The organism is Acidimicrobiales bacterium (assembly GCA_033344915.1).
Classification (GTDB): Bacteria; Actinomycetota; Acidimicrobiia; order Acidimicrobiales; family Aldehydirespiratoraceae; genus JAJRXC01.
On the sequence record JAWPML010000001.1, the window covers coordinates 3,306,936 to 3,326,178 of the forward strand.

Here is a 19,243-nt window from a genome sequence, read left to right on the forward strand (position 1 = left end):
ATCAGCCGCCGGCGACGAGGCTGACGTCGGTGAAGTCACCGACGACGAAGCCGAGACCGAAGGCGATCGTCACGATCGCGGTGATACCGATCGCGGCGACCAACGAGACCGGCACGTCGACCCTGCTCAGATCATCGTCCGGCGCCTCTTCGCCCCACATGGCGAGTCCGATGCGGGCGTAGTAGTAGAGGGCGATCACGGAGTTGACGGCGACGACGACGCCGAGCACGACACCGGAGGTGTTGTTGGCATCGATGAGCGCCTCGATCACACGGAACTTGGCGAACCAGCCACCGAGCGGCGGGATCCCGGCGAGGGAGAAGAGGAAGATCGTCATGGCCACGGTGAGACCGGGCGCGTAGTTGAACAGACCCCGGTAGTCGCTGATCTCGGCGGAGCGCGTCTTGCGGGCGACCGCCATGACGACCGCGAAGGCGCCGAGGTTCATCGCCGCGTAGATCACGAGATAGGTGACCACGGCGCCGAGCGCCGTCTCGGGCACATCGCCGTAGACGGCGAGCGGCGCGAGCATGTACCCGGCCTGGGCGACGCCCGAGTAGGCGAGCATGCGGACGATGTTGGTCTGGCGGAGGGCGACGAGGTTTCCGACGGTCATCGAGGCCGCGGCGAGCACCCACATCAGCGGTTCGACGACGTCATCGCGCCCGAGCAGACCGACGAACACGATGTTCATCAACGCCACGAAGCCGGCCGCCTTGGACGCGACCGAGAGGAACGCGGTGATGGGGGTCGGCGCGCCCTCGTAGGTGTCGGGCGCCCAGGTGTGGAACGGGAAGGCCGACACCTTGAAGGCGAAGCCGACCGTCACGAACACGATGCCGAGCACCACGACCGACGACGGGTCACCGGCGGCCGACAACGCGACATTGATGTCGGCGAGCAGGGTCGAGCCCGACGAGCCGTAGAGCAGTGACATGCCGTAGAGCATCACGGCGGAGGCGAAGACACCCATGAGGTAGTACTTCATGCCGGCTTCGTTGCTCTTGAGATCCCGCTTGCGCCACGTGGCGAGCATGTAGGCGGGAATCGACAGCAGCTCGAGGGCGACGAAGATCGTGATCAGGTCGCGCGCCGATGCCATGAGCACCATGCCGAGGATCGAGCTCAGCAGGAGCCCGTAGTACTCGTTCTCCCAGTAGTCGCCCTCGGCGATGTAGTTCGTGGAGAGCAGCACGACCACATAGCCGGCCAGCACGAACATGGCCTTCATGATGAGGCTGTAGTTGTCGACGACGAAGGCGCCGCCGAACATCGTGCGATCGGCGCCGTCGACGGCGAGTGTGATGATCGGGATCATCGTCGCCAGCAGGGCCAGCGAGGCGAGAACCGACGCGGCCTTGCGCCCCCGCTCCAGCCAGCCGATGTCCATCATGGTCAGCAGGGCGCCGAACGCGAGCAGGGTGAGTTCGGGCGCGGCCGCATGCCAGTCGATCGGCGGGCGGACGAAGTCCGAGGCGGCGAGAAGGGCAGACATCAGCCGCCCACGACCTCACATCCGGTCTGGATGCAGTTGTTGAGGGACTCGACGACCGCCGGGTCGGTGATCTCGAAGATCAGGCCGGGAGCGACGCCGAAGAGCAGGATGAGGACCAGGAACGGCGTCCACGCGATCCACTCGATGGTGGACACGTCGGTGATCTCGGGATCGTCGGCGAACTCCTCCGACGGCTCGCCCATGGCGGTGCGCTGGAGCAGCCACAGGAGGTAGCCGGCGGCGAGCACGGTGCCGATGGCCGCGACGACCATGTAGCCGCGGAAGGTCTCCTCGGGGATGCCGGCGGCCGGGTTGTAGGCCGAGAGGATCGCCGGGAACTCGCCCCAGAAGCCGGCCAGGCCGGGCAGGCCGAGGGAGGCCATGGCGCAGAAGCCGAGGATCCACCCGAGCTTGGGTGCCTGCACGAGCATGCCGCCGAGGCGGTTGATCTCGAGGGTGTGGTAGCGCTCCTTCACCGACCCGGCGATGAAGAAGAGCATGCCGGTGATGAGACCGTGGGCGACCATGCCGAAGATGGCCGCGTTGATGCCGAAGTCGGTCAGGGTGGCGATGCCGAGCATCACGAAGCCCATGTGGGCCACCGACGAGAAGGCGATCAGGCGCTTCATGTCGGTCTGGGCCAGACAGCCGAGGGCGCCGTAGATGATGCCGATGACGGCGAGGAGACCGATCCAGGGAGCCCACGCCTCGGCGGCTTCGGGGAGCATCGGGATGGCGATGCGGATGAAGCCGTAGGTACCGAGCTTCAGCAGCACGGCGGCCAGGATGACCGAGCCCTGGGTTGGCGCCTGGGTATGGGCGTCCGGCAGCCAGGTGTGGAACGGGAACATCGGCACCTTCACGCCGAAGCCGATGAACATGCCGCCGAAGATGATCAGCTGCGTCGACCGGACGATCCCGTCACCGGCGCTCTCCGACAGCACCAGCATGTTGAACGTGTGCTCGCCCGTCGCCGGGTCGGTGGTCAGGAAGAACAGCGCCAGGAACGACAGCAGCATGAGCGCCGAACCGAAGAGCGTGTAGAGGAAGAACTTCAGCGAGGCGTAGCGGCGATCCTCGCCGCCCCAGACCGCGATCATGAAGAACATCGGGAGCAGGACGACCTCGAAGAAGACGAAGAACAGGATCAGGTCCTGCGCCACGAAGGTGCCGATCATGCCCGTCTCGAGGATGAGCATGAGCATCAGGAACGCCTTGGCGTTGCCCGGCTTCGGGATGTGGTCCCACGAGTAGATGAACACCAGCGGCATCACCAGCACGGTGAGACCGACGAGCGGGAGCGACATGCCGTCGACGCCCATCGTGTAGCCGGCGCCGATGACCTCGATCCAGTCCCAGTCGACGAACTGCTGGAGCGCGCCGGCGTTGTCGTAGTCGAACTCCACGAACAAGAAGACGCCGAGGCCCAGCGTGACGAGTGACGTCAGCAACGCCAGACGCTTGTGGAGCTCCTCCTCATCCTGCGGGAACAACGCCATGACGAGCGCACCGGCGAGCGGCGCGAACACGAGGGCGGTGAGGAGCCAGTCGAGATCAGCGATGGTTTCCATGAGACATGTTTCCTAGAGAGGAGATACCTAGAGGGCGAGGATGACGATGAAGGCGCCGGCGAGGATGGCCGCGCCGGCGAAGAGGATGGCGGCGTAGTTCTGGACCTTGCCGGAGTTGATGCGGCGGAGTTCTTGACCGGTGACGTCGGAGACCCGGCCCGAGCCGTTGATGAAGCCGTCGATGAGGCCCTGGTCGATCTTGTCGTAGACCTGGCGTCCGGTGCGCACCGCGGTCTCGCCGGCGGTGTTGACCACGCCGTCGATGAGGTGGGTGTTGGTCCAGTTCGCCGCCCGGGCGATCGGACCCTTCGTGGCCCCGGCGATGATGCCGGTGTAGAGGTGGTCGAGGTAGTACTTCTCGACGAGCACCCGGTGGCCGGCCCGGGCCCACTTGTTCGTGGTGACGAGACCGTTCGGCAACTCGGTGAGCTTCTGGCCGGTGGACTTCGCGAGGCCGTCGACCTTCACGAAGTAGTACCAGAAGGCCAGGCCGGCCCCGGCGAAGGCGATGAGGCTGGAGATGATCGCGAGCGACCAGCTCGGCGTGCCGTGGCCCACGGCCGGGAAGTAGGACGCCCCGGCCGGCTCCACGAAGTGCAGGAAGCGCTCCTGCCAGGACTCGGGCACCAGTTGGAAGCCGGGCGGGAAGTTGACGAATCCGATGACGATCGAGAAGCCCGAGAGGATGTAGAGCGGGTAGAGGATGCGGGGACCCGATTCGTGCGGGTCGCCGTGGCCGTGGGTGTCGCCGCGGAACTCGCCGTGGAAGGTGAGGTAGATGCAGCGGGTCATGTAGGCCGCCGTCAGCGCGGCGCCGATCATGCCCATGGTCAGGTGGAACGTGTAGCTCCCCGGCCCACCCGTGCCGCCGAAGATGCCCCAGCCGCCGGTGCCGACGAGGATCTCGTCCTTCGACCAGAAGCCGGCGAGCGGGAACACGCCGGCGAGCGCGACGGAGCCGATGATGAACGTCTTGTAGGTCTGCGGCATGAACTTGCGCATACCGCCCATGTCCTTCTTCATGTCGAAGCTGTGGACCGCGTGGGCGACCGAGCCCGAGCCGAGGAACAGGTTCGCCTTGAAGAACGCGTGGGTGAACAGGTGGAAGACGGCGGCGGTCCAGGCACCGACGCCGAGCGCCATCGCCATGTAGCCGAGCTGTGAGACCGTCGAGTAGGCCAGCACCTTCTTGATGTCCGTCTGGACGAAGGCGAGGAGGCCGGCGCCGACGAGGGTGACCGCACCGACCGTGGCGAGCAGATTGATGCTCGAACCCGGGATCTGCATGCCTTCCCAGAAGACCGGGTAGAGCCGGGCGACCATGAAGATGCCGGCGACGACCATGGTCGCGGCGTGGATGAGCGCGGAGACCGGGGTGGGGCCGGCCATGGCGTCGGGCAGCCAGGTGTGGAGGATGAACTGACCCGACTTCGACATGACCGCGGCCATCAGTGCGGCCGCGGCGACGACGAGCGCCGTGTGGCTCACGCCGCCCTGGTTGATCGTGTTGGTGATCGAGAGCGTGTCGAACGTCTGACCGCCACCGGCCGCGAAGAACAGCGTGATCATGCCGACGAGCAGGCCGACGTCGCCCACGCGGTTGGTGAGGAACGCCTTCAGCGCGGCGTCGCTGTTCGGCTTCTCCTCCCACCAGTGGCCGATCAGCGCGAACGAACACACGCCCACGAGCTCCCAGCCCACGATCATCTGGAGGATGTTGTCGCTGAGGACGAAGAACAGCATCGACGCCGTGAACAGCGACAGGAAGGCGAAGAAGTGGGTGTAGCGCCGGTCGCCGCTGACGTAGTCGGTCGAGTAGACGTGGACCAGGAGCGAGATCAGGGTGACGACGAAGAGCATCATCACGGACAGGCCGTCGACGAGGGTTCCGGCGCTGAACTCGATACCGCCGGACTGCAACCACTGGGTGGAGTTCTGGACGGCGACGTAGGCGTGGCCCTCCTCGCCGTGACCGTCGCCCTCGGCTTCCACGGCAAGGGCGACCGCGTCGGCGGAGGTCGAGCCGTCGTCGGTGACCACACCGATGGCGTGCTCGTCGTCGCCCTCGTCCTCGTGACCCTCGTCCTCGTGGCCCTCGTCTTCGGCGTGATCGTCGTGCGCCGGCTCGATGCCGGTCGCCGGCGACTCGGCGAGCGGGCCGTCGAAGTTGTCGCGATGGTCGAGCCAGGCCGCACCGGTGATGAGCGCCAACACGAAGGCGAGCCCCACCGCGGCGATGCCGAACTCGGCGCCCTTCTTGGGCATCCGCTTGCCGAAGAACAGTATGAGCAGGAACGAGATCGCCGGCAGCAGCGGGATGATGAAGGCGTTCTCGAGGAACCAGTTGGCCTCGCGCGTGACCGACGAGACCTCGGACGGTCCCTCGGTGAACACGGGCAGGGCGGCAGCGAGCAGTGCGTTCATGCTGTCAGCCCTTCATGAGATCGGCCTCGGAGAGGTCGATGCTTCGGCGGTTGCGGTACATGAGCAGGACGATGGCGAGGCCGACCCCCACCTCGGCGGCGGCCACGGCGATCGTGAAGAGGGCGAACACCTCGCCCCCGACGTCGTCGGTGAGCGCACCGAAGGCGACGAGGTTGATGTTCACGGCGTTGAGGATGAGTTCGACGGACATCAGCACGAGCATGCCGTTCTTGCGGACGAGCACGCCGTAGACGCCGATGCAGAAGAGGGCGGCGGCGAGGAGGAGGAACTGGTTCAGCAGCATGGGAGGCCCCTCAGTCCTTTCTCGCCACGACGATCGCGCCGATCAGCGCCGCGAGGAGCAGCACCGAGACGGCTTCGAACGGGATGATGTACTGGGAGAAGATCGAGTCGCTGACCTCGGCGACGCCCTGGGGTGCGTCGATGACCAGTTCGTCGTCGCCGTAGGTGTCGACGAGAGCGACCGCCATGACGACGGCGAGCAGCACGCCCACGAGCGCGGCCATCGTCCGCTTCTCCTGGGCGACCGATTCGTCGTCACCCATGGACGCCCGCGTGAGCATCACACCGAAGAGGAACAACACGACCACCGCACCGATGTAGACCAGCACCTGGGTGACGGCGACGAACTCGGAGCCGAGGAAGATGAACTGGGTGGCGACGCCGGCGAGCACGACCACGAGCCACAGGGCGGCGTGGACGACGTTCTTCGTGGTGACGACGCGCAGCGCGGCGACGATCATCACCGCCGCGATGACGCCCCAGAAGGAGTTGACGACCCACTTCTCGGTGTCGGTGAACTCCGCAGCAAGAAGGCTCCCGATCATGTGGGGGGTACCTTCAGCTTCTTCTGTTCGGACCCGGCCTCGTAGTCCTCGAATTCGGGCACCGTCTCCATCCACTCCGACAGACGGGACTTGTCGTGGAGCAGATCGGCGATCCGGGGCTCGGAGTACTCGAACTCCGGGCTCCAGAACAGGGCTTCGAACGGGCAGACCTCGACACAGATGCCGCAGTACATGCACAGCGCGAAGTCGATGTCGAAGCGGTCGAGCTTGTTGCGCTGACGGGGCTTGCCGCCGGCACGACGGGGCGGCGCCTTCTCCTTGTGCCCCTCGATGTAGATGCACCAGTCCGGGCACTCACGCGCGCACAGCATGCACGAGGTGCAGTTCTCCTCGTGGAGCGCGATGACACCGCGGGCCCGGGTGGGCGGCGCTTCCTTCTCGTGGGGGTACTGCACCGTGGCCGCACCCTTGACCGGGTTCGGGATCGGCTTCTTGATGCCGTCGGGGAAGATCGTCCGCAGCATGGTGCCGCCGGTGACGCCGAGGCCCTTGATGAGTCCTGGTACCAAGCCCATGTGATCAGATCCAGACCTTGAAGATCGCCGTGACGACGATGTTGAGCAGCGCGAGGGGGATGAGGAACTTCCAGGCGATCCGCTGGAGCTGGTCCTCGCGGAAACGAGGGAAGGTGAAGCGCACCCAGAACACGACGAATGTGAGGCCGATGACCTTCACGAACATCACGAGCGGGCCGAGGACGTTCATGATGTTGTCGTCCGGGTCGATGCCCGGGACGTACCAACCGCCGAGGAAGAGCACGGCCGCGATCGCCGAGAAAACGCCGGCCGTCGCGAACTCGGCGATGAAGAAGAGCAGGAAGCGCATGCCCGAGTACTCGGTCATGTAGCCCGACACGAGCTCCGATTCGGCGATCGGCATGTCGAAGGGCGTCTGGGTGAGCTCGGCCTGCATCGCCGTGAGGAACAAGAAGAAGGCGACGAACTGGGTGAGGATGTAGGGGTTGCCGAGGCCGTCCCAGCCGAAGATCTCGCCGTTGGCCTGCTGGTAAACGATGCCCTGGAGGTTCATGGTGCCGGCCTGGATGACCACGCCGACGACGGCGAGGATCAGCGGCAGCTCGTAGGCGATCAGCTGACCGGTGGCGCGCAGGCCGCCGAGCAGGGAGTACTTGTTGGCCGAGCCCCAACCGGCCATGAGGATGCCGATGACCGAGACGGACGAGACGGCCATCGCCAGATAGATGCCGAGGTCGTTCTGGATGAACCAGGCGTCCGGGCCGCCCGGCAGGACGACCACGAGCAGGAAGGTCGAGGCGAGCACCACGAAGGGCGCGGCGGCGAAGACGACCTTGTCGGCCTTGCGGGGAACGATGTCCTCCTTCTGGAGGTGCTTGCCGACCTCGGCGAGCAGCTGCAGCGAGCCGAACGGGCCGGCTTCCATCGGACCGAGCCGGCTCTGCATGAACGAGACGAGCTTGAAGAGATGGAGCATCACGAGCGTGCCCGCGACGAGGATGACCGCGACGAGCCCGGCACCGACGCGGATACTGGTCTGCTGCCAGTAGGACAGTTCTGCGAGCAGGCTCACCGGTCGATGTCCCCGAGGATGAAGTAGAGCGACCCGAGGATCGTGATGATGTCGGGCACGTAGACACCCTTGAGCAGCCACGGGGTGATCGACATGTTGTTGAACGACGCCGAGCGGATCTTGACCCGGTACGGGACGAGATCACCCTTCGAAACGACGTAGTAGCCCATCACGCCGAGCGGGTTCTCGGTCTCGACGAAGGCCTCGCCGGCGGGGACCTTGATGATGCGGGGCACCTTGGCCATGATCGGGCCGGCGGGGATCCCGTCGAGCAGTTGGTCGACGATCTTCGTGGCTTCGCGGGTTTCCTGGAGACGGACCCAGAAGCGGCTGAACGAGTCACCGTCGGGGTGGGTCCACACCTTCCAGTCGACCTGGTCGTAGGCGAGGCCGCAGGGGTTGTCGCGGCGGACGTCCCAGTCCACGCCGGATCCACGGATATTCGCGCCGGACAGGCCGTAGCTGAGCCCGACGTCGGCCGGGATCACCCCGATGCCGCGGGTGCGGGCCTGGAAGATCTCGTTGCCCATGACGAGGGTCTCGATCTCGTCACAGAAGGCCCGCATCTTCTTCATGACCTGCTTGGTCTCGGCGACCCAGCCGGCCGGCAGGTCGTCCTTGAGTCCGCCGATGCGGTCGAAGTTCGGGTGGAAGCGGCCGCCGGTCGCTCCCTCGATCTGGTTGAGGATGTGCTCGCGGTCGCGGAAGGCGAAGAACACCGGGGTGACGGCGCCGACCTGCACGGCCATGTCGCCGAGAAACAGCACCACGTTGGCGATGCGGCTCATCTCGAACAGAATCGTGCGGATCCACTGGGCCCGGGGCGGCGCCTCGACCTCCATCAGCCGCTCGGCCGCGAGGATGAACGGCACCTCGTTGGCGAAGCTGCCGAGCCAGTCGATGCGGTTGATGAGGGTGGTCACCTGCGGGTAGGTGCGTACCTCGGAGAGCTTCTCGTAGCCCCGGTGCATGTAGCCCATCACCGGGTCGGCGGCGATGACCTGCTCGCCGTCGAGCTTGGCGACGATCCGCAGAGTGCCGTGGGTGGCCGGGTGCTGGGGACCGATGTTGAGGGTCATGCCCTCGGTCTCGAGCTCCAGGTTCACGCGTGCGTCGGCCGCCTGGGCCGCGATGTAGGACAGCTGCTGGCGATCGGAGATGTCAGTCACGGTTCACCTCCGGCATCCGCGGACGTGGATGCGTCGTCCTCGTCGTCGTCGCCGGGCATGGCCTCGACGTCGACGATGCCGGGCCACGGCTTCACCCGGCGGGCCAGCAGCGGATAGTCCTTGCGCAGCGGGTTCCCCTCGAACTCGCCGGGCAGGTAGATGTGGCGCAGGCCGGGATGCCCGTCGAACGAGATGCCGAACATCTCCCATGCCTCGCGCTCGTGCCAGTTCGCCCCGCCGTAGGTGGCGACCCAGCTGGGAACGGTGAGCGAGTCGTCGGGCACATCGGCCTTCACCGTGACGGCGAGATGGTTGACGATGTCGTTGACGCGGGCGAACACCTGGAACCGGGTGTCGCCCCCGGTGGTGCCGGTCTCAATGGTCGAGTCGATCTCCGACTTCTCGTCGTGCCCGAGCGTGAGGTCGACCTGGGAGTCCATGTCGCGCCCGAACGGCGACGGCATCCAGTCGATGGCGCTGAGGAAGTTGAAGTAGGCGAAGCCCATGCCGGTTCGCAGGAACGCGCCGGTGTCACCCCAGGCCTCGGGCGTCACCCGGACGGTGAGATCGATCCCGGGCTCGAGGTGGCTGGCGACGAACGCGTCGCCGAGTTCGGCCGTGAGCTGCTCGACGACCGCTTCACGAGCGGTGTCGGGCTCCGCTGCCTCTTCCACGACCTCGACGTCGGTCGAGGCATCATTCGACGACAATTGCCTCACCCTTCCAACGCTCGGCCATGTCCTCGTTCTGGATGCGTTCCTGGAGCAGCACGATGCCCTCGAGCAGTGCTTCGGGGCGGGGCGGGCAGCCCGGCACGTAGACGTCGACGGGGATGATCTGGTCGACACCCTTGGTGACGGAGTAGCTGTCCCAGTACGGCCCGCCGCAGTTGGCGCAGGACCCCATCGAGATCACGTACTTCGGCTCCGGCATCTGCTCGTAGAGACGACGCACGGCCGGGGCCATCTTGTCGGTGACGGTGCCGGACACGACCACGAGGTCGGTCTGGCGGGGGCTCGCCGGCAGCGGGATCACGCCGAGGCGCATCACGTCGTAGCGAGCGGAGCCGAACGCGGCGCCCATCTCGATCGCGCAACACGCGAGACCCCACTGATACACCCAGAGGCTGTACTTGCGGCTCATGTTGAGCAGCGAGGTGAGCGGTTGCGGGATCTTCCCGGATTCGACGAGACCCATCAGACCCACCTGAGCATTCCCTTGCGCCAGGCGTAGAGCAGCCCGAGCAGCAAGATGTAGATGAAGATCGCCATTTCGATCAGACCGAAGAGCTCGTAGGCCTCGAGCCGGGTGGCCCAGGGGAAGATGAACACGGCCTCGACGTCGAACATGACGAAGAGCAGGGCGAAGATGTAGTAGCGGATGTTCGACTGCGACCACATGTCACCGGTCGGGTCCACGCCGGATTCGTAGGTCTCCAGCTTCTGCACGGTCGGATTCGAGGGTCGCAGAATGCGCCCGATGCCGAGCAGGACGGCAACGAGAACGACGGCGACGAGACCGAAGATCCCGACGGTGAGGTAACTACGGAGAAAATCCGACACGAAGGGAGAGCCTAGCGATCGTGTTTCGGGCAGAACAAAGCCGGGGAACATTGTCTGAACGACCATGTTCCCGGCCGCCAGAACCTACCGCCCGGCGGCAATTCTCATCGGGATTCGGGCGAATTTCCGACGCCGGCGATCTAGGGTCGCGGCTGATGAGCGACGGGGCGGAGCCGATCACGATCCGGCGAGCGGGGACGGACGATCTCGAACTCGTCGTCGCCCGTCGCATCGCCTTCTTCGGCGACACGCGGGGTTGGACGATCGACGAGATGCCGGCTGACTTCGTCGTCGCCAACCGGGCGTTCATCGAACGAACCCACGGCCACACGTTCCTTTCGTGGCTGGCCGAGGCCGACGGCGGCTGTGTCGGCATCGTCTCCGCCGTGGTCTCCGATGCACCACCGCGGCCCGAGGACCTGCGCCATCTCGATGCCTACATCGTGAACATGCACGTCGACCGGGATCACCGCACCCGAGGCGTGGGGCGGCTCCTGGTCGACGCCTGCATGGCCGAGTGCGAGGCGATGGGCGTGCGCCGGTTCAGTCTCTTCACGACCGAGGACGGACGCCCCCTCTACGAGTCGGTCGGCTTCTCCGACCACTACGGGTGGATGAACCACTACGTCAGCGCCGACAGCGCCCAGTAGGTCGGAAAGCCGACGGCGAACGAGGCGGCCAGCGTGCCGGTGCGCCGAACCGCCCACGCGGCCGCGAGCACGGCCACCACCTCGGCGCCGACCGGCCCGCAGCGTGCGCCGCCGTCCAGGAACAGCGATGAGGCGACCAACGAGGTCACCATGACCGGCGACACCAGCCCCAGCCGAGCGGTCCACACGGCGTCGAGCCGCTCGCCGATACCGCTCACGATCATCGAGGTCCGCAGCGCGTAGACACCGAGCGCCGCGACGAGAAAGACGAGGAGTGCGCTCATGCGTCGACCTCCAGGAACCGGCTACCGACCGCGAGTCCGGCGACCGCCGCGGTCGGGAGGGCCAGCGCTCCGAGCAGCGGGCCCAGGGAGACGACCGCGACGGCGGCCACCAGAGCGGCGACCACGTCGGCGCGCGCCCGAATCGCCGGACCGAGGAGCCCGGCGAACGCCAGCGGCGCGGCGAGGTGTAGACCAGCGCCGTCGGGAAGACGATCGCCGAGCACGTAGCCGATGGGCAGCGACGCCAGATAGGCGGCGATGAGGACGCCGGTCACCGCGAGGTAGTAGCGGACCCGCCAGGCGTCGTCGTCTTCCTCGGCGAACCGCGGTTGGCAGAGCAGGAACTGCTGATCGACGAGCGGGAAGGCGAGCAGGAGACTCCGGCGCCGTGACCCGGCCGCGAACCACTGCGCCAGCCCCGCGGAGTACAGGGCGAACCGAGCGCTGACGAGGACGGCGGCGCCGGCCGCCGCGAGCAGTGTGCCGCCATCACCGAGGGTCTCGGTCAGCACGAGGTGGGCGCTTCCCGCCATGAGGATCGCCCCGCCGAGGTACCCGGCGGCGAAGGAGATGCCGGCGTCCGCGGTTGCGGCACCGACCGCCATCGCGAACGGCACGATCGGCAGGGCGAGCGGCACGGTGTCACGCGCGCCCTGACCGATCGGGCCGCTCCGCAGGGCGCGAACCGTCGTCGACGTGGTCATGCCGCGACCGCTCCCCGACGGCAGGTCCGGGGCGTCCACGGCGACCCCCACTCGGCCGACACGACCGCCTGCAACAACTCCTGCGAAGTCGGCGACCGGAAGGCCTCCTGGTCGATCCAGCGGAGATAGTCGGACTCACCCATGAGGCCCGCCAGCGGCTCCGTCTGGCTGGCGTGGCAGCGCAGCACCGCGCGCTTGGTGGCGAGGGCCGCCCCTCGGACGTCGAGGACCAGATCGAGATCCGCCGGCGACGCGCCCGTGGGCTCGTCGGTCATCCACGCGCCCACGGCGTCGTGGAACGGACGCCACTCGTCCAGCCACTCGGTCGTCTTCGCGGCGAAGCGGAGTTCACCGATGCCGGTGTCGAGCCAGGCTGATGTGGTGGCCAGCCCACAGGCGACGTGGTCGCCGTGGCCGGTCACCCCGTCCGGCCCGAAGGTCACCGTGAGCTCCGGACGGACCTCGGCCATCACCGCGACGATCTCGTCGGCGACGATGCCGGTGTCGAGCCGCTCGAGCGACCCGTCGGGCGCGCCCATGAAGCGGACGTCGGTGACACCGATCGTGGCCATCGCCTCGCGCAGCTCGGCGCGGCGCAACCGCGATCGGCCCGCGTGCGGGCGTTCGTCGTCGGCCGCGAAACCGAGCTCACCGTCGGTCAGGGCGAGCACCGTCACGGCGCCGCCCCGGGCGACGACCTCGGCCATGAGCCCGGCGCTCAGGTACGCCTCGTCGTCGGGGTGGGCCCAGACGCCGAGCAGCCGCTGAGGGATGTGGCACTCGAGGTCGGGGGTGGGAAGGGCATGTGGGTTCTGCATGCCTCCATTCGTACGAAATCGCAGGTCAGAGGTCTTGGAGACGGTCTGGAGATCTGATCTTCAGGATCTCCAGATGTTCTCCAGACGGTCTTCAAGATCTGCGGTCGCCGGTCCTTCAGGGTGGGGCCATCAACCACCGGGGCCGACCGGCTCCGACCAACCGAAAGCAGAGAATCCAATGAGCATCACCGAAACCCCCACGGCGGACAACGGCGTGAACGTCGAGGCCCTCCTCGGCGCCAAGGAGCACGTTGCGGCCGAGCCCGCGCTCGCCGCCTTCGTCTGGAAGGCCTCCAGCGAGTGGGTCAACGGAGCCCACACCCGCTCCACGATCGAGAAGTTCCACGGCCTCCAGGGCGAGCAGTCGCACCGTGAGGCGTACGAGCTCGAGACCGATCACCCGGAGCTGTTCGCGGCCACCGACAACGGCGTGACCCCCGTCGAGATGGTGCTGGCCGGCCTGGCCGGCTGCCTCACCGCGGGCGTCGCCAGCGTCGCCCAGAACCGCGGCATCCAGCTGCGCTCGGTCACCGCCGAGCTCGGCGGCTCCATGGACATCCGCGGCATCCTCGGTGCCGACCGCGACGTCCGCAACGGCTTCGACGGCATCACGGTCACGTTCACGGTCGATGCGGATGCGTCGGCGGAGGACATCGCGAAGCTCGTCGCCCAGTCGCAGAAGCGCAGCGCCGTCTTCGACGTCATCGCCAACGAAACGCCGATCGCGATCGAGGTCGCGTCCTGAACCCCGCCCGATGCGATCGGGTCAGGCCGCACGTCCCCTCCGGACTCCCTGACCCGATCGTCGTCGGCGGCCCGAAACGACGGAGTCGAGCCATGCCCTACACCCCCGCACTCATCATCGGCGCCGGCCAGTGCGGCCTCGCCATGAGCCGGTCGCTCACCGAGCGCAGGATCGACCACGTGATCCTCGAGCGAGGCAACGTGGCGAACTCGTGGCACACCGAGCGATGGGACTCGCTCCGCCTCCTCACCCCCAACTGGCAGACCCGGCTCCCCGACTGGCACTACACCGGCACCGACCCCGACGGCTACATGACCGCCGGCGACGTCGCCGGCTACCTCGGCGAGTACGCCGACAAGATCGACGCCCCCATCCACACCAACACGTCCGTCCGCAGCGTGCGGCGCATGGGCGGCGGCTTCCCCGGCTGGGAGGTCCGCACGGACGACGATCTCTGGTTCGCCCGCACGGTCGTGATCGCGACGGGCGCCTGCAGCACGCCGAACATCCCGGACGTCGCCGCCGGCCTGCCCGACCACATCGACCAGCTGTCACCCATCCACTACCGCAACCCGGCCCAGCTGGCTCCCGGGGGCGTGCTGGTCGTCGGTGCGTCCGCATCGGGCACCCAGCTCGCCGACGAACTCTGCCGCGCCGGCCGCGACGTGACGCTCGCCGTGTCCCGCCACGTCCGCCTGCCCCGGACCTACCGGGGGATGGACATCCAGTGGTGGCTCGACACGGCCGGCATCCTCGACACCCGCTTCGACGAGGTGCCCGACATCGAACGGGCCCGCCGGGCACCGTCGCTGCAGATCGTCGGCACGCCCGACCGGCGCAGCGTGGACCTCGACCTGCTCCGCCGCCGGGGCGTGCGGTTGGCCGGCCGGGTCATCGACATCGACGGCGCCGACGTCCGCTTCGACGACCTCGTCGCCGACCGCTGCGGACACGCCGACGACAAGCTCTTCCGGCTGCTCGACCGCTTCGACGCCACGGCGCGCGAGCGCGGCATCGAGGACGAGCTCGAACCGTCGGATCGCCCCGCCCGCATCACGGTGCCGCCCACCCCGGCATCGATCGATCTCGATGCCGACGGGATCTCGACGGTGATCTGGGCGACCGGCTTCCGTCCGAACTACCCGTGGCTGCAGGAACGCGTCTTCGACGAGCGGGGCGAGATCCGCCACGACGGGGGCGTCGTCGATGCCGAGCACGGGCTCTACGCGCTCGGGCTGCCGTTCCTGCGCCGCCGCAAGTCCACCTTCATCGACGGGGCCGGCGCCGATGCCGCCGACGTCGCCGACCACCTGTCCACCCATCTCGACCGTGTGCCGCTCGTCGTCTGACGAGCGGCCGCCCAGCCCACGGAGCACAACCATGAACCAGTCCCCTTCCCACTACGACGCCGTCATCGTCGGCGCCCGCGTCGCCGGCGCATCGACCGCGATGCTGCTCGCCCGCGCCGGCCTCGACGTCCTCGTCGTCGATCGGTCGGCCCCCGGCAGCGACACGCTGTCGAGCCACGCGCTGATGCGCCAGGCGGTGTCCCAGCTCAACCGGTGGGGCGTCGTCCCCGCGATCATCGACGCCGGAACGCCGGTCATCCGCCGCACCGTGTTCGCCTATCCCGATCACGAGGTGTCGGTCGACATCCGGCCGGAGGGCGACGCCGAGGGCCTCTACGCGCCGCGCCGCACGGTGCTCGACCCGATCCTCGTGGATGCGGCTCGCGCCGCCGGCGCCGAGGTCCACCACGACACCGCCCTCCTCTCGCTGGTGCGCAACGAGAGTGGACGGGTCGGCGGCGTGCACCTCCGCGATGCATTCGGCCGCGAGCGAACAGTGCTGGCCGACCTCGTCATCGGCGCCGACGGACTCCACAGCAAGGTCGCCCGCGAGGTCGACGCCCCCGTCATCCGCCGGGGCCGGGCGGCCAACGCGGTGGTCATGCGCTACCTGTCCGGGTGCGACCTCGTCGACGACGAGTATCGCTGGATCAACCGCCCCACCCGCCTGGGCGGCGTCATCCCGACGAACGACGGGGTCCACTGCCTCTTCTCGTCGCTGTCACAGGCCGAGTTCGCCACCGCCCGCCACGATGTCGAGTCGTTGTTCTGGCGCGGCCTCCGCGAGCTCGATCCCGCGGTGGCCGACGCCGCCCGGGGCGGCGATGGGGCCGGTCCGTTCCGGACCTTCCCCGGGCACCTCGGTCAGTTCCGTCAAGCGGTCGGTGACGGCTGGGCGCTCGTCGGCGACGCCGGCTACTTCAAGGACCCGGCCGCTGCGCACGGCATCTCGGACGCGTTGCGCGACGCCGAACTGCTCGCCGACGCCATCGTCGACGGCGACCTCCGGACCTACGGGCCGACCCGGGACCGCCTGTCCGCCGGCTTGTTCGATGCCCTCGAATCGATCGTCGACTGGAGCTGGACGATCGACGAACTGCCCGAACGCCACTTCCGCATGGGCAAGGCGATGTCCGTCGAGCACCGGGCGGTCCTCGAGCACTTCGCCGCCGAGGACGCCCCGGTCGCCGCCGCCTAGTCCGCGACGGCGTCGGGCGACATCCAGCCGAACGGGATGTACAGACCGGCGTAGAGGTTCTCGTGCATGCCGTAGCCCACGCGGCCGTCGTTGGTCTGGTGGCGGCACAGGGTCTCGTTGAGGTACGCGATGTCGAGCCGTTCGGTCGGTTCGCCGATCGGCGTGTCGACCCCCTCGACCTTCAGCTCGTCGCCCTGCCACACGCCGTGGCCCCAGTAGCCGTCGTACATGTAACCCGACCCGGCCTTGAGGTAGACGGTGCGCAACGGCGTGGTCGTGATGCGCAGATCCGACGCGCCGTCGCCGCTGAACCAGATCTCCGCCGTCTGGACCTCCCGGGTCCCGGGGAAGAACGTGACGTCGATCTCCGGGCGGCCCAGATGCTCGGGCGGGCGATCGTCGCCCAGGTTGTAGAGCTTCACCGCTTCCTCGAGGACCCGACGACCGGCATGGTCGTTGTCGATGGTGATCTTCACCATGTGGTCGTCGAACTGGATCGGCAGCCAATTGTGGAAGAAGCCCATCGACATGTCCGGATGGATCTTGGCGCCGATCCCCTTCGGCTCCGGTTCGCCGATCCCGTGACGTACACCCCAGCTGTGATCGCGGGCACCGTGCCAGCGATCCGGCGTGATGTCGTAGCGGACCCCGTCGACCTCGAGCCAGCCCTCGTAGCTGCCGACGTGGGCGAGCCGGTAGGTGTTCTGGGTCTGGCGTTGCTGGACGTGGCTGTAGGACTTCGGTTCCGCGAGCGCCTCGGTCATCGCCCGGAACGTGAGGTCGCACGAGAGGCCCCACTCGTTCTCGTCGCAGGTCAGTCGCAGCTCGCGCAGTCCCTCGATCACCTCGACCTTCAGCGGCCCGACCGTGGTGTTCATCCGATCCGAGCCGAGCTCGCGGCTGGACCGCACGGTCACCTGATGGTCGCCATGGCTGACCGTGACGAAGGCGTCGGTCACGCCGAGGTTCGGGTACTGGCCCATGCCGAAGACCATGAAGAGCGAGTCGTCCGACCCGTGCATGTTGAAGTAGTAGCGATCGTAGAAGTGGCGATCGCCTGTGTAGACGGTGTCGATCGGTTCGGGGAACTGGTGGATGAGGAAGTCGTCACCGGGGCTGAGAGGCATGACCGGCAGTCTCGCGGCCCAACGTGAACGCCGTCCAGATCAGCTCAGTCGCGGGCGTCGGCGATGGCAGTGGAGCGCAGGATACTGGCGAACTCGGCACGGCTGAGTTGCACACCGATGTCCCCCACGACGATCGGGTCGGCCGCGAAGTCGACCACCGGGGGCCCGAGACCGGAGGACGCGGGGAGGTCAGCCGCGCCGGTTCGCAGGAGCATGGCCAGCGCGGCGTCGGGGGTGAGGAGCTCGTCGGGCGAGAAGGTGGTGGCGCTGGTCCCCGTGGTCAGTCCCTCGCTCCACAGCCAGTCGACGGCGTCGGAGAAGTGGTCCGTCGCGAAGACGTCCGCGAACGGCGCCTGCTCGGTCGCCGCCGGCGCGCCGTGGAGCCGCCAGAGCATCGACGCGGCTTCGCCCCGCAACACCGGATCGTCGGGACAGAAGCGGCCGGGCGCGCAGCCGACCGTCACACCGATCTCGCTCAACCACGTGATGTCGTCGGCGCGAGGACCGGGGCCGACGTCGCAGAATCCGGTCGGGAAGTCGGCCCCGAGAGCGCAGGCGATCCGTCCCGTGCCGACCCACACGAACTCCCACGCCTCGGGATCGGGGCCCATGAGGGCGCCGTCCTGGGGATACGAGGGCACGAACCCGTGGGCCTTGGCCCGGGCGAAGTCGTCGGCGGCCAGCCACGCGTAGGCGCGGGTGTTGACGAACCCGGGGCGCGCTTCGCCGGCCTGACCGACGTCGATCGCGTACCCCGTGTGGTGCTTCGAATAGCCCGGCGGGGCCGATATCCGCAGCGCCGCGTCGATCCCCGCGTCGGACGTGCGGCCGGCCAGCCGGTCCCGGAAGAGGAACTGCTGATCGCGCAGATCGCGGAACGCCGACGTGAGCACGAGCGAGATGCCGTCGGCACGCGCTTCGGCCTGCAGCGCCTCCCATGCCTCGGCGGCCGGCGCCTGGAGCAGTCGCCCGTCGACCGGCACGAGGTCGACACTCGCGACTGGTTGACGGCGATAGCCCCGCTCCTCCGCGAGCGCCCGGATGCGGGCGTCGAGCTCCGCGTCGCCCGTGATGTCGATGTAGAGGTCGTAGATCTCGTCCGGTGGCCGGTCCACGCCCCGAACGTTCGCGTCGACCCAGATGCCGAGATAGGTGTCGGCGTCGATCCCGGGATCGGCGACGTCCGCGGCCACCGGGGAGACCGGCGAGATCGCCAGCAGGGCGACGATCAGTCCGCCGAGAAGAAGTCGCCGCAGCTCAATCACCCGGGAAGGGTACGACGCGTCGGGCCAACCACCCGGCCATGCCGGCCATCAACGCGGTCGGCAGCGGCGAGCGGAGGATGGTCGGGAAGCGACGGAAGAACTCACGCACCCCACCTGCCGTCGGTCCGAAGAGGATGTCGAGGATGAGCACGACGGCGAGCGCCGTGATCACCATGCTCACGATGTTGACGGCCCGTCGGGTGCCGGGCGCGACGTCGACGGCCGGCGTCGTCCCCACGAGAACCGCCGCGCCGAGGATCACGACGCCGACGGTCGGCGTGGTCGACGAGATCAGGGTGCCGTTCCACGCCCATCGGTCGAGTTGCCCGTCGACGAGGCGGCTCAGGATCGGTGCCATCGTCATCAGAGCGGCGCACAGCGTGAGCCCGAGGGCCACCACCTCACGGGCCTCGTCCCACGCGACGGGCAGCGGGCCGTGGTCGTGCGGGCCGCCGGGTTCCATGG

Annotated in this window: 21 protein-coding genes; 4 read left to right on the forward strand and 17 right to left on the reverse strand. The window is 68.0% G+C overall.

The window, feature by feature from the left end; translation table 11 throughout:
* Window position 1 precedes the first annotated feature (1 nt).
* The 11 genes from R8F63_15915 to R8F63_15965 are packed head-to-tail and all read right to left on the reverse strand — an operon-like array spanning window position 2 to window position 10,638.
* The gene (locus R8F63_15915) at window positions 2-1,495 is read right to left on the reverse strand and encodes an NADH-quinone oxidoreductase subunit N (GenBank protein MDW3220098.1); all 1,494 of its coding nucleotides are present in this window, start codon (window positions 1,493-1,495) and stop codon (window positions 2-4) included.
* The gene (locus tag R8F63_15920; GenBank protein ID MDW3220099.1) at window positions 1,495-3,066 is read right to left on the reverse strand and encodes an NADH-quinone oxidoreductase subunit M; all 1,572 of its coding nucleotides are present in this window, start codon (window positions 3,064-3,066) and stop codon (window positions 1,495-1,497) included. Before R8F63_15920 ends, R8F63_15915 begins: the two co-directional genes overlap by 1 nt.
* 27 nt (window positions 3,067-3,093) lie before the next feature.
* A complete protein-coding gene (locus R8F63_15925) occupies window positions 3,094-5,490 on the reverse strand; it encodes an NADH-quinone oxidoreductase subunit L (GenBank protein ID MDW3220100.1) in 2,397 nt (798 codons plus the stop codon).
* A 4-nt stretch (window positions 5,491-5,494) separates the two neighbouring features.
* On the reverse strand, window positions 5,495-5,794 hold the full coding sequence (nuoK, locus tag R8F63_15930) for an NADH-quinone oxidoreductase subunit NuoK (protein MDW3220101.1): 300 nt from the start codon (window positions 5,792-5,794) through the stop codon (window positions 5,495-5,497).
* Window positions 5,795-5,804: 10 nt separating this feature from the next.
* The gene (locus R8F63_15935) at window positions 5,805-6,338 is read right to left on the reverse strand and encodes an NADH-quinone oxidoreductase subunit J (protein MDW3220102.1); all 534 of its coding nucleotides are present in this window, start codon (window positions 6,336-6,338) and stop codon (window positions 5,805-5,807) included.
* Complete coding sequence (locus tag R8F63_15940) at window positions 6,335-6,874, reverse strand: 4Fe-4S binding protein (protein ID MDW3220103.1); 540 nt, start codon at window positions 6,872-6,874, stop codon at window positions 6,335-6,337. Before R8F63_15940 ends, R8F63_15935 begins: the two co-directional genes overlap by 4 nt.
* A gap of 4 nt (window positions 6,875-6,878) precedes the next feature.
* Window positions 6,879-7,907: a complex I subunit 1 family protein gene (locus R8F63_15945; GenBank protein MDW3220104.1), complete on the reverse strand. Its 1,029-nt coding sequence runs from the start codon at window positions 7,905-7,907 to the stop codon at window positions 6,879-6,881.
* On the reverse strand, window positions 7,904-9,076 hold the full coding sequence (locus R8F63_15950) for an NADH-quinone oxidoreductase subunit D 1 (protein ID MDW3220105.1): 1,173 nt from the start codon (window positions 9,074-9,076) through the stop codon (window positions 7,904-7,906). Before R8F63_15950 ends, R8F63_15945 begins: the two co-directional genes overlap by 4 nt.
* Entirely contained in the window at window positions 9,073-9,786 is a 714-nt protein-coding gene (locus R8F63_15955; protein MDW3220106.1) for an NADH-quinone oxidoreductase subunit C, read from the reverse strand. The genes R8F63_15950 and R8F63_15955 overlap by 4 nt, the downstream gene beginning before the upstream one ends.
* Window positions 9,773-10,273 carry an NADH-quinone oxidoreductase subunit B family protein gene (locus tag R8F63_15960; GenBank protein ID MDW3220107.1) on the reverse strand — a complete coding sequence of 167 codons (501 nt, stop codon included), beginning with the start codon at window positions 10,271-10,273 and terminating at the stop codon, window positions 9,773-9,775. Before R8F63_15960 ends, R8F63_15955 begins: the two co-directional genes overlap by 14 nt.
* Window positions 10,273-10,638: an NADH-quinone oxidoreductase subunit A gene (locus tag R8F63_15965; GenBank protein ID MDW3220108.1), complete on the reverse strand. Its 366-nt coding sequence runs from the start codon at window positions 10,636-10,638 to the stop codon at window positions 10,273-10,275. The genes R8F63_15960 and R8F63_15965 overlap by 1 nt, the downstream gene beginning before the upstream one ends.
* Before the next feature lie 155 nt (window positions 10,639-10,793).
* Here R8F63_15965 and R8F63_15970 point away from each other — a divergent pair, with 155 nt between their 5' ends.
* Entirely contained in the window at window positions 10,794-11,288 is a 495-nt protein-coding gene (locus tag R8F63_15970) for a GNAT family N-acetyltransferase (protein ID MDW3220109.1), read from the forward strand.
* Here the strand turns inward: R8F63_15970 and R8F63_15975 are convergent.
* The 3 genes from R8F63_15975 to R8F63_15985 are packed head-to-tail and all read right to left on the reverse strand — an operon-like array spanning window position 11,261 to window position 13,094.
* Window positions 11,261-11,572 carry an AzlD domain-containing protein gene (locus tag R8F63_15975; protein MDW3220110.1) on the reverse strand — a complete coding sequence of 104 codons (312 nt, stop codon included), beginning with the start codon at window positions 11,570-11,572 and terminating at the stop codon, window positions 11,261-11,263. The genes R8F63_15970 and R8F63_15975 overlap by 28 nt on opposite strands.
* Entirely contained in the window at window positions 11,569-12,276 is a 708-nt protein-coding gene (locus tag R8F63_15980) for an AzlC family ABC transporter permease (GenBank protein MDW3220111.1), read from the reverse strand. The genes R8F63_15975 and R8F63_15980 overlap by 4 nt, the downstream gene beginning before the upstream one ends.
* Window positions 12,273-13,094: a PIG-L family deacetylase gene (locus R8F63_15985; GenBank protein MDW3220112.1), complete on the reverse strand. Its 822-nt coding sequence runs from the start codon at window positions 13,092-13,094 to the stop codon at window positions 12,273-12,275. The genes R8F63_15980 and R8F63_15985 overlap by 4 nt, the downstream gene beginning before the upstream one ends.
* 178 nt (window positions 13,095-13,272) lie before the next feature.
* Between R8F63_15985 and R8F63_15990 the strand changes: the two genes are divergently transcribed.
* The 3 genes from R8F63_15990 (at window position 13,273) to R8F63_16000 (ending at window position 16,386) form a co-directional block, all read left to right on the forward strand.
* On the forward strand, window positions 13,273-13,839 hold the full coding sequence (locus tag R8F63_15990; GenBank protein MDW3220113.1) for an OsmC family protein: 567 nt from the start codon (window positions 13,273-13,275) through the stop codon (window positions 13,837-13,839).
* A 92-nt stretch (window positions 13,840-13,931) separates the two neighbouring features.
* On the forward strand, window positions 13,932-15,188 hold the full coding sequence (locus R8F63_15995; GenBank protein MDW3220114.1) for an NAD(P)-binding domain-containing protein: 1,257 nt from the start codon (window positions 13,932-13,934) through the stop codon (window positions 15,186-15,188).
* Between the two features lie 31 nt (window positions 15,189-15,219).
* A complete protein-coding gene (locus tag R8F63_16000) occupies window positions 15,220-16,386 on the forward strand; it encodes an NAD(P)/FAD-dependent oxidoreductase (protein MDW3220115.1) in 1,167 nt (388 codons plus the stop codon).
* On the opposite strand, the gene R8F63_16005 is transcribed toward R8F63_16000, so the two are convergent.
* From R8F63_16005 to R8F63_16015, 3 genes are read right to left on the reverse strand one after another with little or no spacing between them, the layout of a single operon-like run.
* On the reverse strand, window positions 16,383-17,513 hold the full coding sequence (locus R8F63_16005) for a hypothetical protein (protein ID MDW3220116.1): 1,131 nt from the start codon (window positions 17,511-17,513) through the stop codon (window positions 16,383-16,385). The genes R8F63_16000 and R8F63_16005 overlap by 4 nt on opposite strands.
* 44 nt (window positions 17,514-17,557) lie before the next feature.
* The gene (locus R8F63_16010) at window positions 17,558-18,778 is read right to left on the reverse strand and encodes a D-alanyl-D-alanine carboxypeptidase family protein (GenBank protein ID MDW3220117.1); all 1,221 of its coding nucleotides are present in this window, start codon (window positions 18,776-18,778) and stop codon (window positions 17,558-17,560) included.
* Window positions 18,771-19,241 carry a hypothetical protein gene (locus R8F63_16015; protein MDW3220118.1) on the reverse strand — a complete coding sequence of 157 codons (471 nt, stop codon included), beginning with the start codon at window positions 19,239-19,241 and terminating at the stop codon, window positions 18,771-18,773. Before R8F63_16015 ends, R8F63_16010 begins: the two co-directional genes overlap by 8 nt.
* Between the last annotated feature and the right edge of the window lie 2 nt (window positions 19,242-19,243).

What these genes read in the sequence shown, in the direction of transcription:
- R8F63_15915 (MDW3220098.1), bottom strand. Translation starts at nt 1,495, where the DNA reads ATGTCTGCCCTTCTCGCCGCCTCGGACTTCGTCCGCCCGCCGATCGAC.
- R8F63_15920 (MDW3220099.1), bottom strand. Translation starts at nt 3,066, where the DNA reads ATGGAAACCATCGCTGATCTCGACTGGCTCCTCACCGCCCTCGTGTTC.
- R8F63_15925 (MDW3220100.1), bottom strand. Translation starts at nt 5,490, where the DNA reads ATGAACGCACTGCTCGCTGCCGCCCTGCCCGTGTTCACCGAGGGACCG.
- nuoK (MDW3220101.1), bottom strand. Translation starts at nt 5,794, where the DNA reads ATGCTGCTGAACCAGTTCCTCCTCCTCGCCGCCGCCCTCTTCTGCATC.
- R8F63_15935 (MDW3220102.1), bottom strand. Translation starts at nt 6,338, where the DNA reads ATGATCGGGAGCCTTCTTGCTGCGGAGTTCACCGACACCGAGAAGTGG.
- R8F63_15940 (MDW3220103.1), bottom strand. Translation starts at nt 6,874, where the DNA reads ATGGGCTTGGTACCAGGACTCATCAAGGGCCTCGGCGTCACCGGCGGC.
- R8F63_15960 (MDW3220107.1), bottom strand. Translation starts at nt 10,273, where the DNA reads ATGGGTCTCGTCGAATCCGGGAAGATCCCGCAACCGCTCACCTCGCTG.
- R8F63_15970 (MDW3220109.1), top strand. Translation starts at nt 10,794, where the DNA reads ATGAGCGACGGGGCGGAGCCGATCACGATCCGGCGAGCGGGGACGGAC.
- R8F63_15975 (MDW3220110.1), bottom strand. Translation starts at nt 11,572, where the DNA reads ATGAGCGCACTCCTCGTCTTTCTCGTCGCGGCGCTCGGTGTCTACGCG.
- R8F63_15980 (MDW3220111.1), bottom strand. Translation starts at nt 12,276, where the DNA reads ATGACCACGTCGACGACGGTTCGCGCCCTGCGGAGCGGCCCGATCGGT.
- R8F63_15985 (MDW3220112.1), bottom strand. Translation starts at nt 13,094, where the DNA reads ATGCAGAACCCACATGCCCTTCCCACCCCCGACCTCGAGTGCCACATC.
- R8F63_15990 (MDW3220113.1), top strand. Translation starts at nt 13,273, where the DNA reads ATGAGCATCACCGAAACCCCCACGGCGGACAACGGCGTGAACGTCGAG.
- R8F63_15995 (MDW3220114.1), top strand. Translation starts at nt 13,932, where the DNA reads ATGCCCTACACCCCCGCACTCATCATCGGCGCCGGCCAGTGCGGCCTC.
- R8F63_16000 (MDW3220115.1), top strand. Translation starts at nt 15,220, where the DNA reads ATGAACCAGTCCCCTTCCCACTACGACGCCGTCATCGTCGGCGCCCGC.
- R8F63_16005 (MDW3220116.1), bottom strand. Translation starts at nt 17,513, where the DNA reads ATGCCTCTCAGCCCCGGTGACGACTTCCTCATCCACCAGTTCCCCGAA.
- R8F63_16015 (MDW3220118.1), bottom strand. Translation starts at nt 19,241, where the DNA reads ATGGAACCCGGCGGCCCGCACGACCACGGCCCGCTGCCCGTCGCGTGG.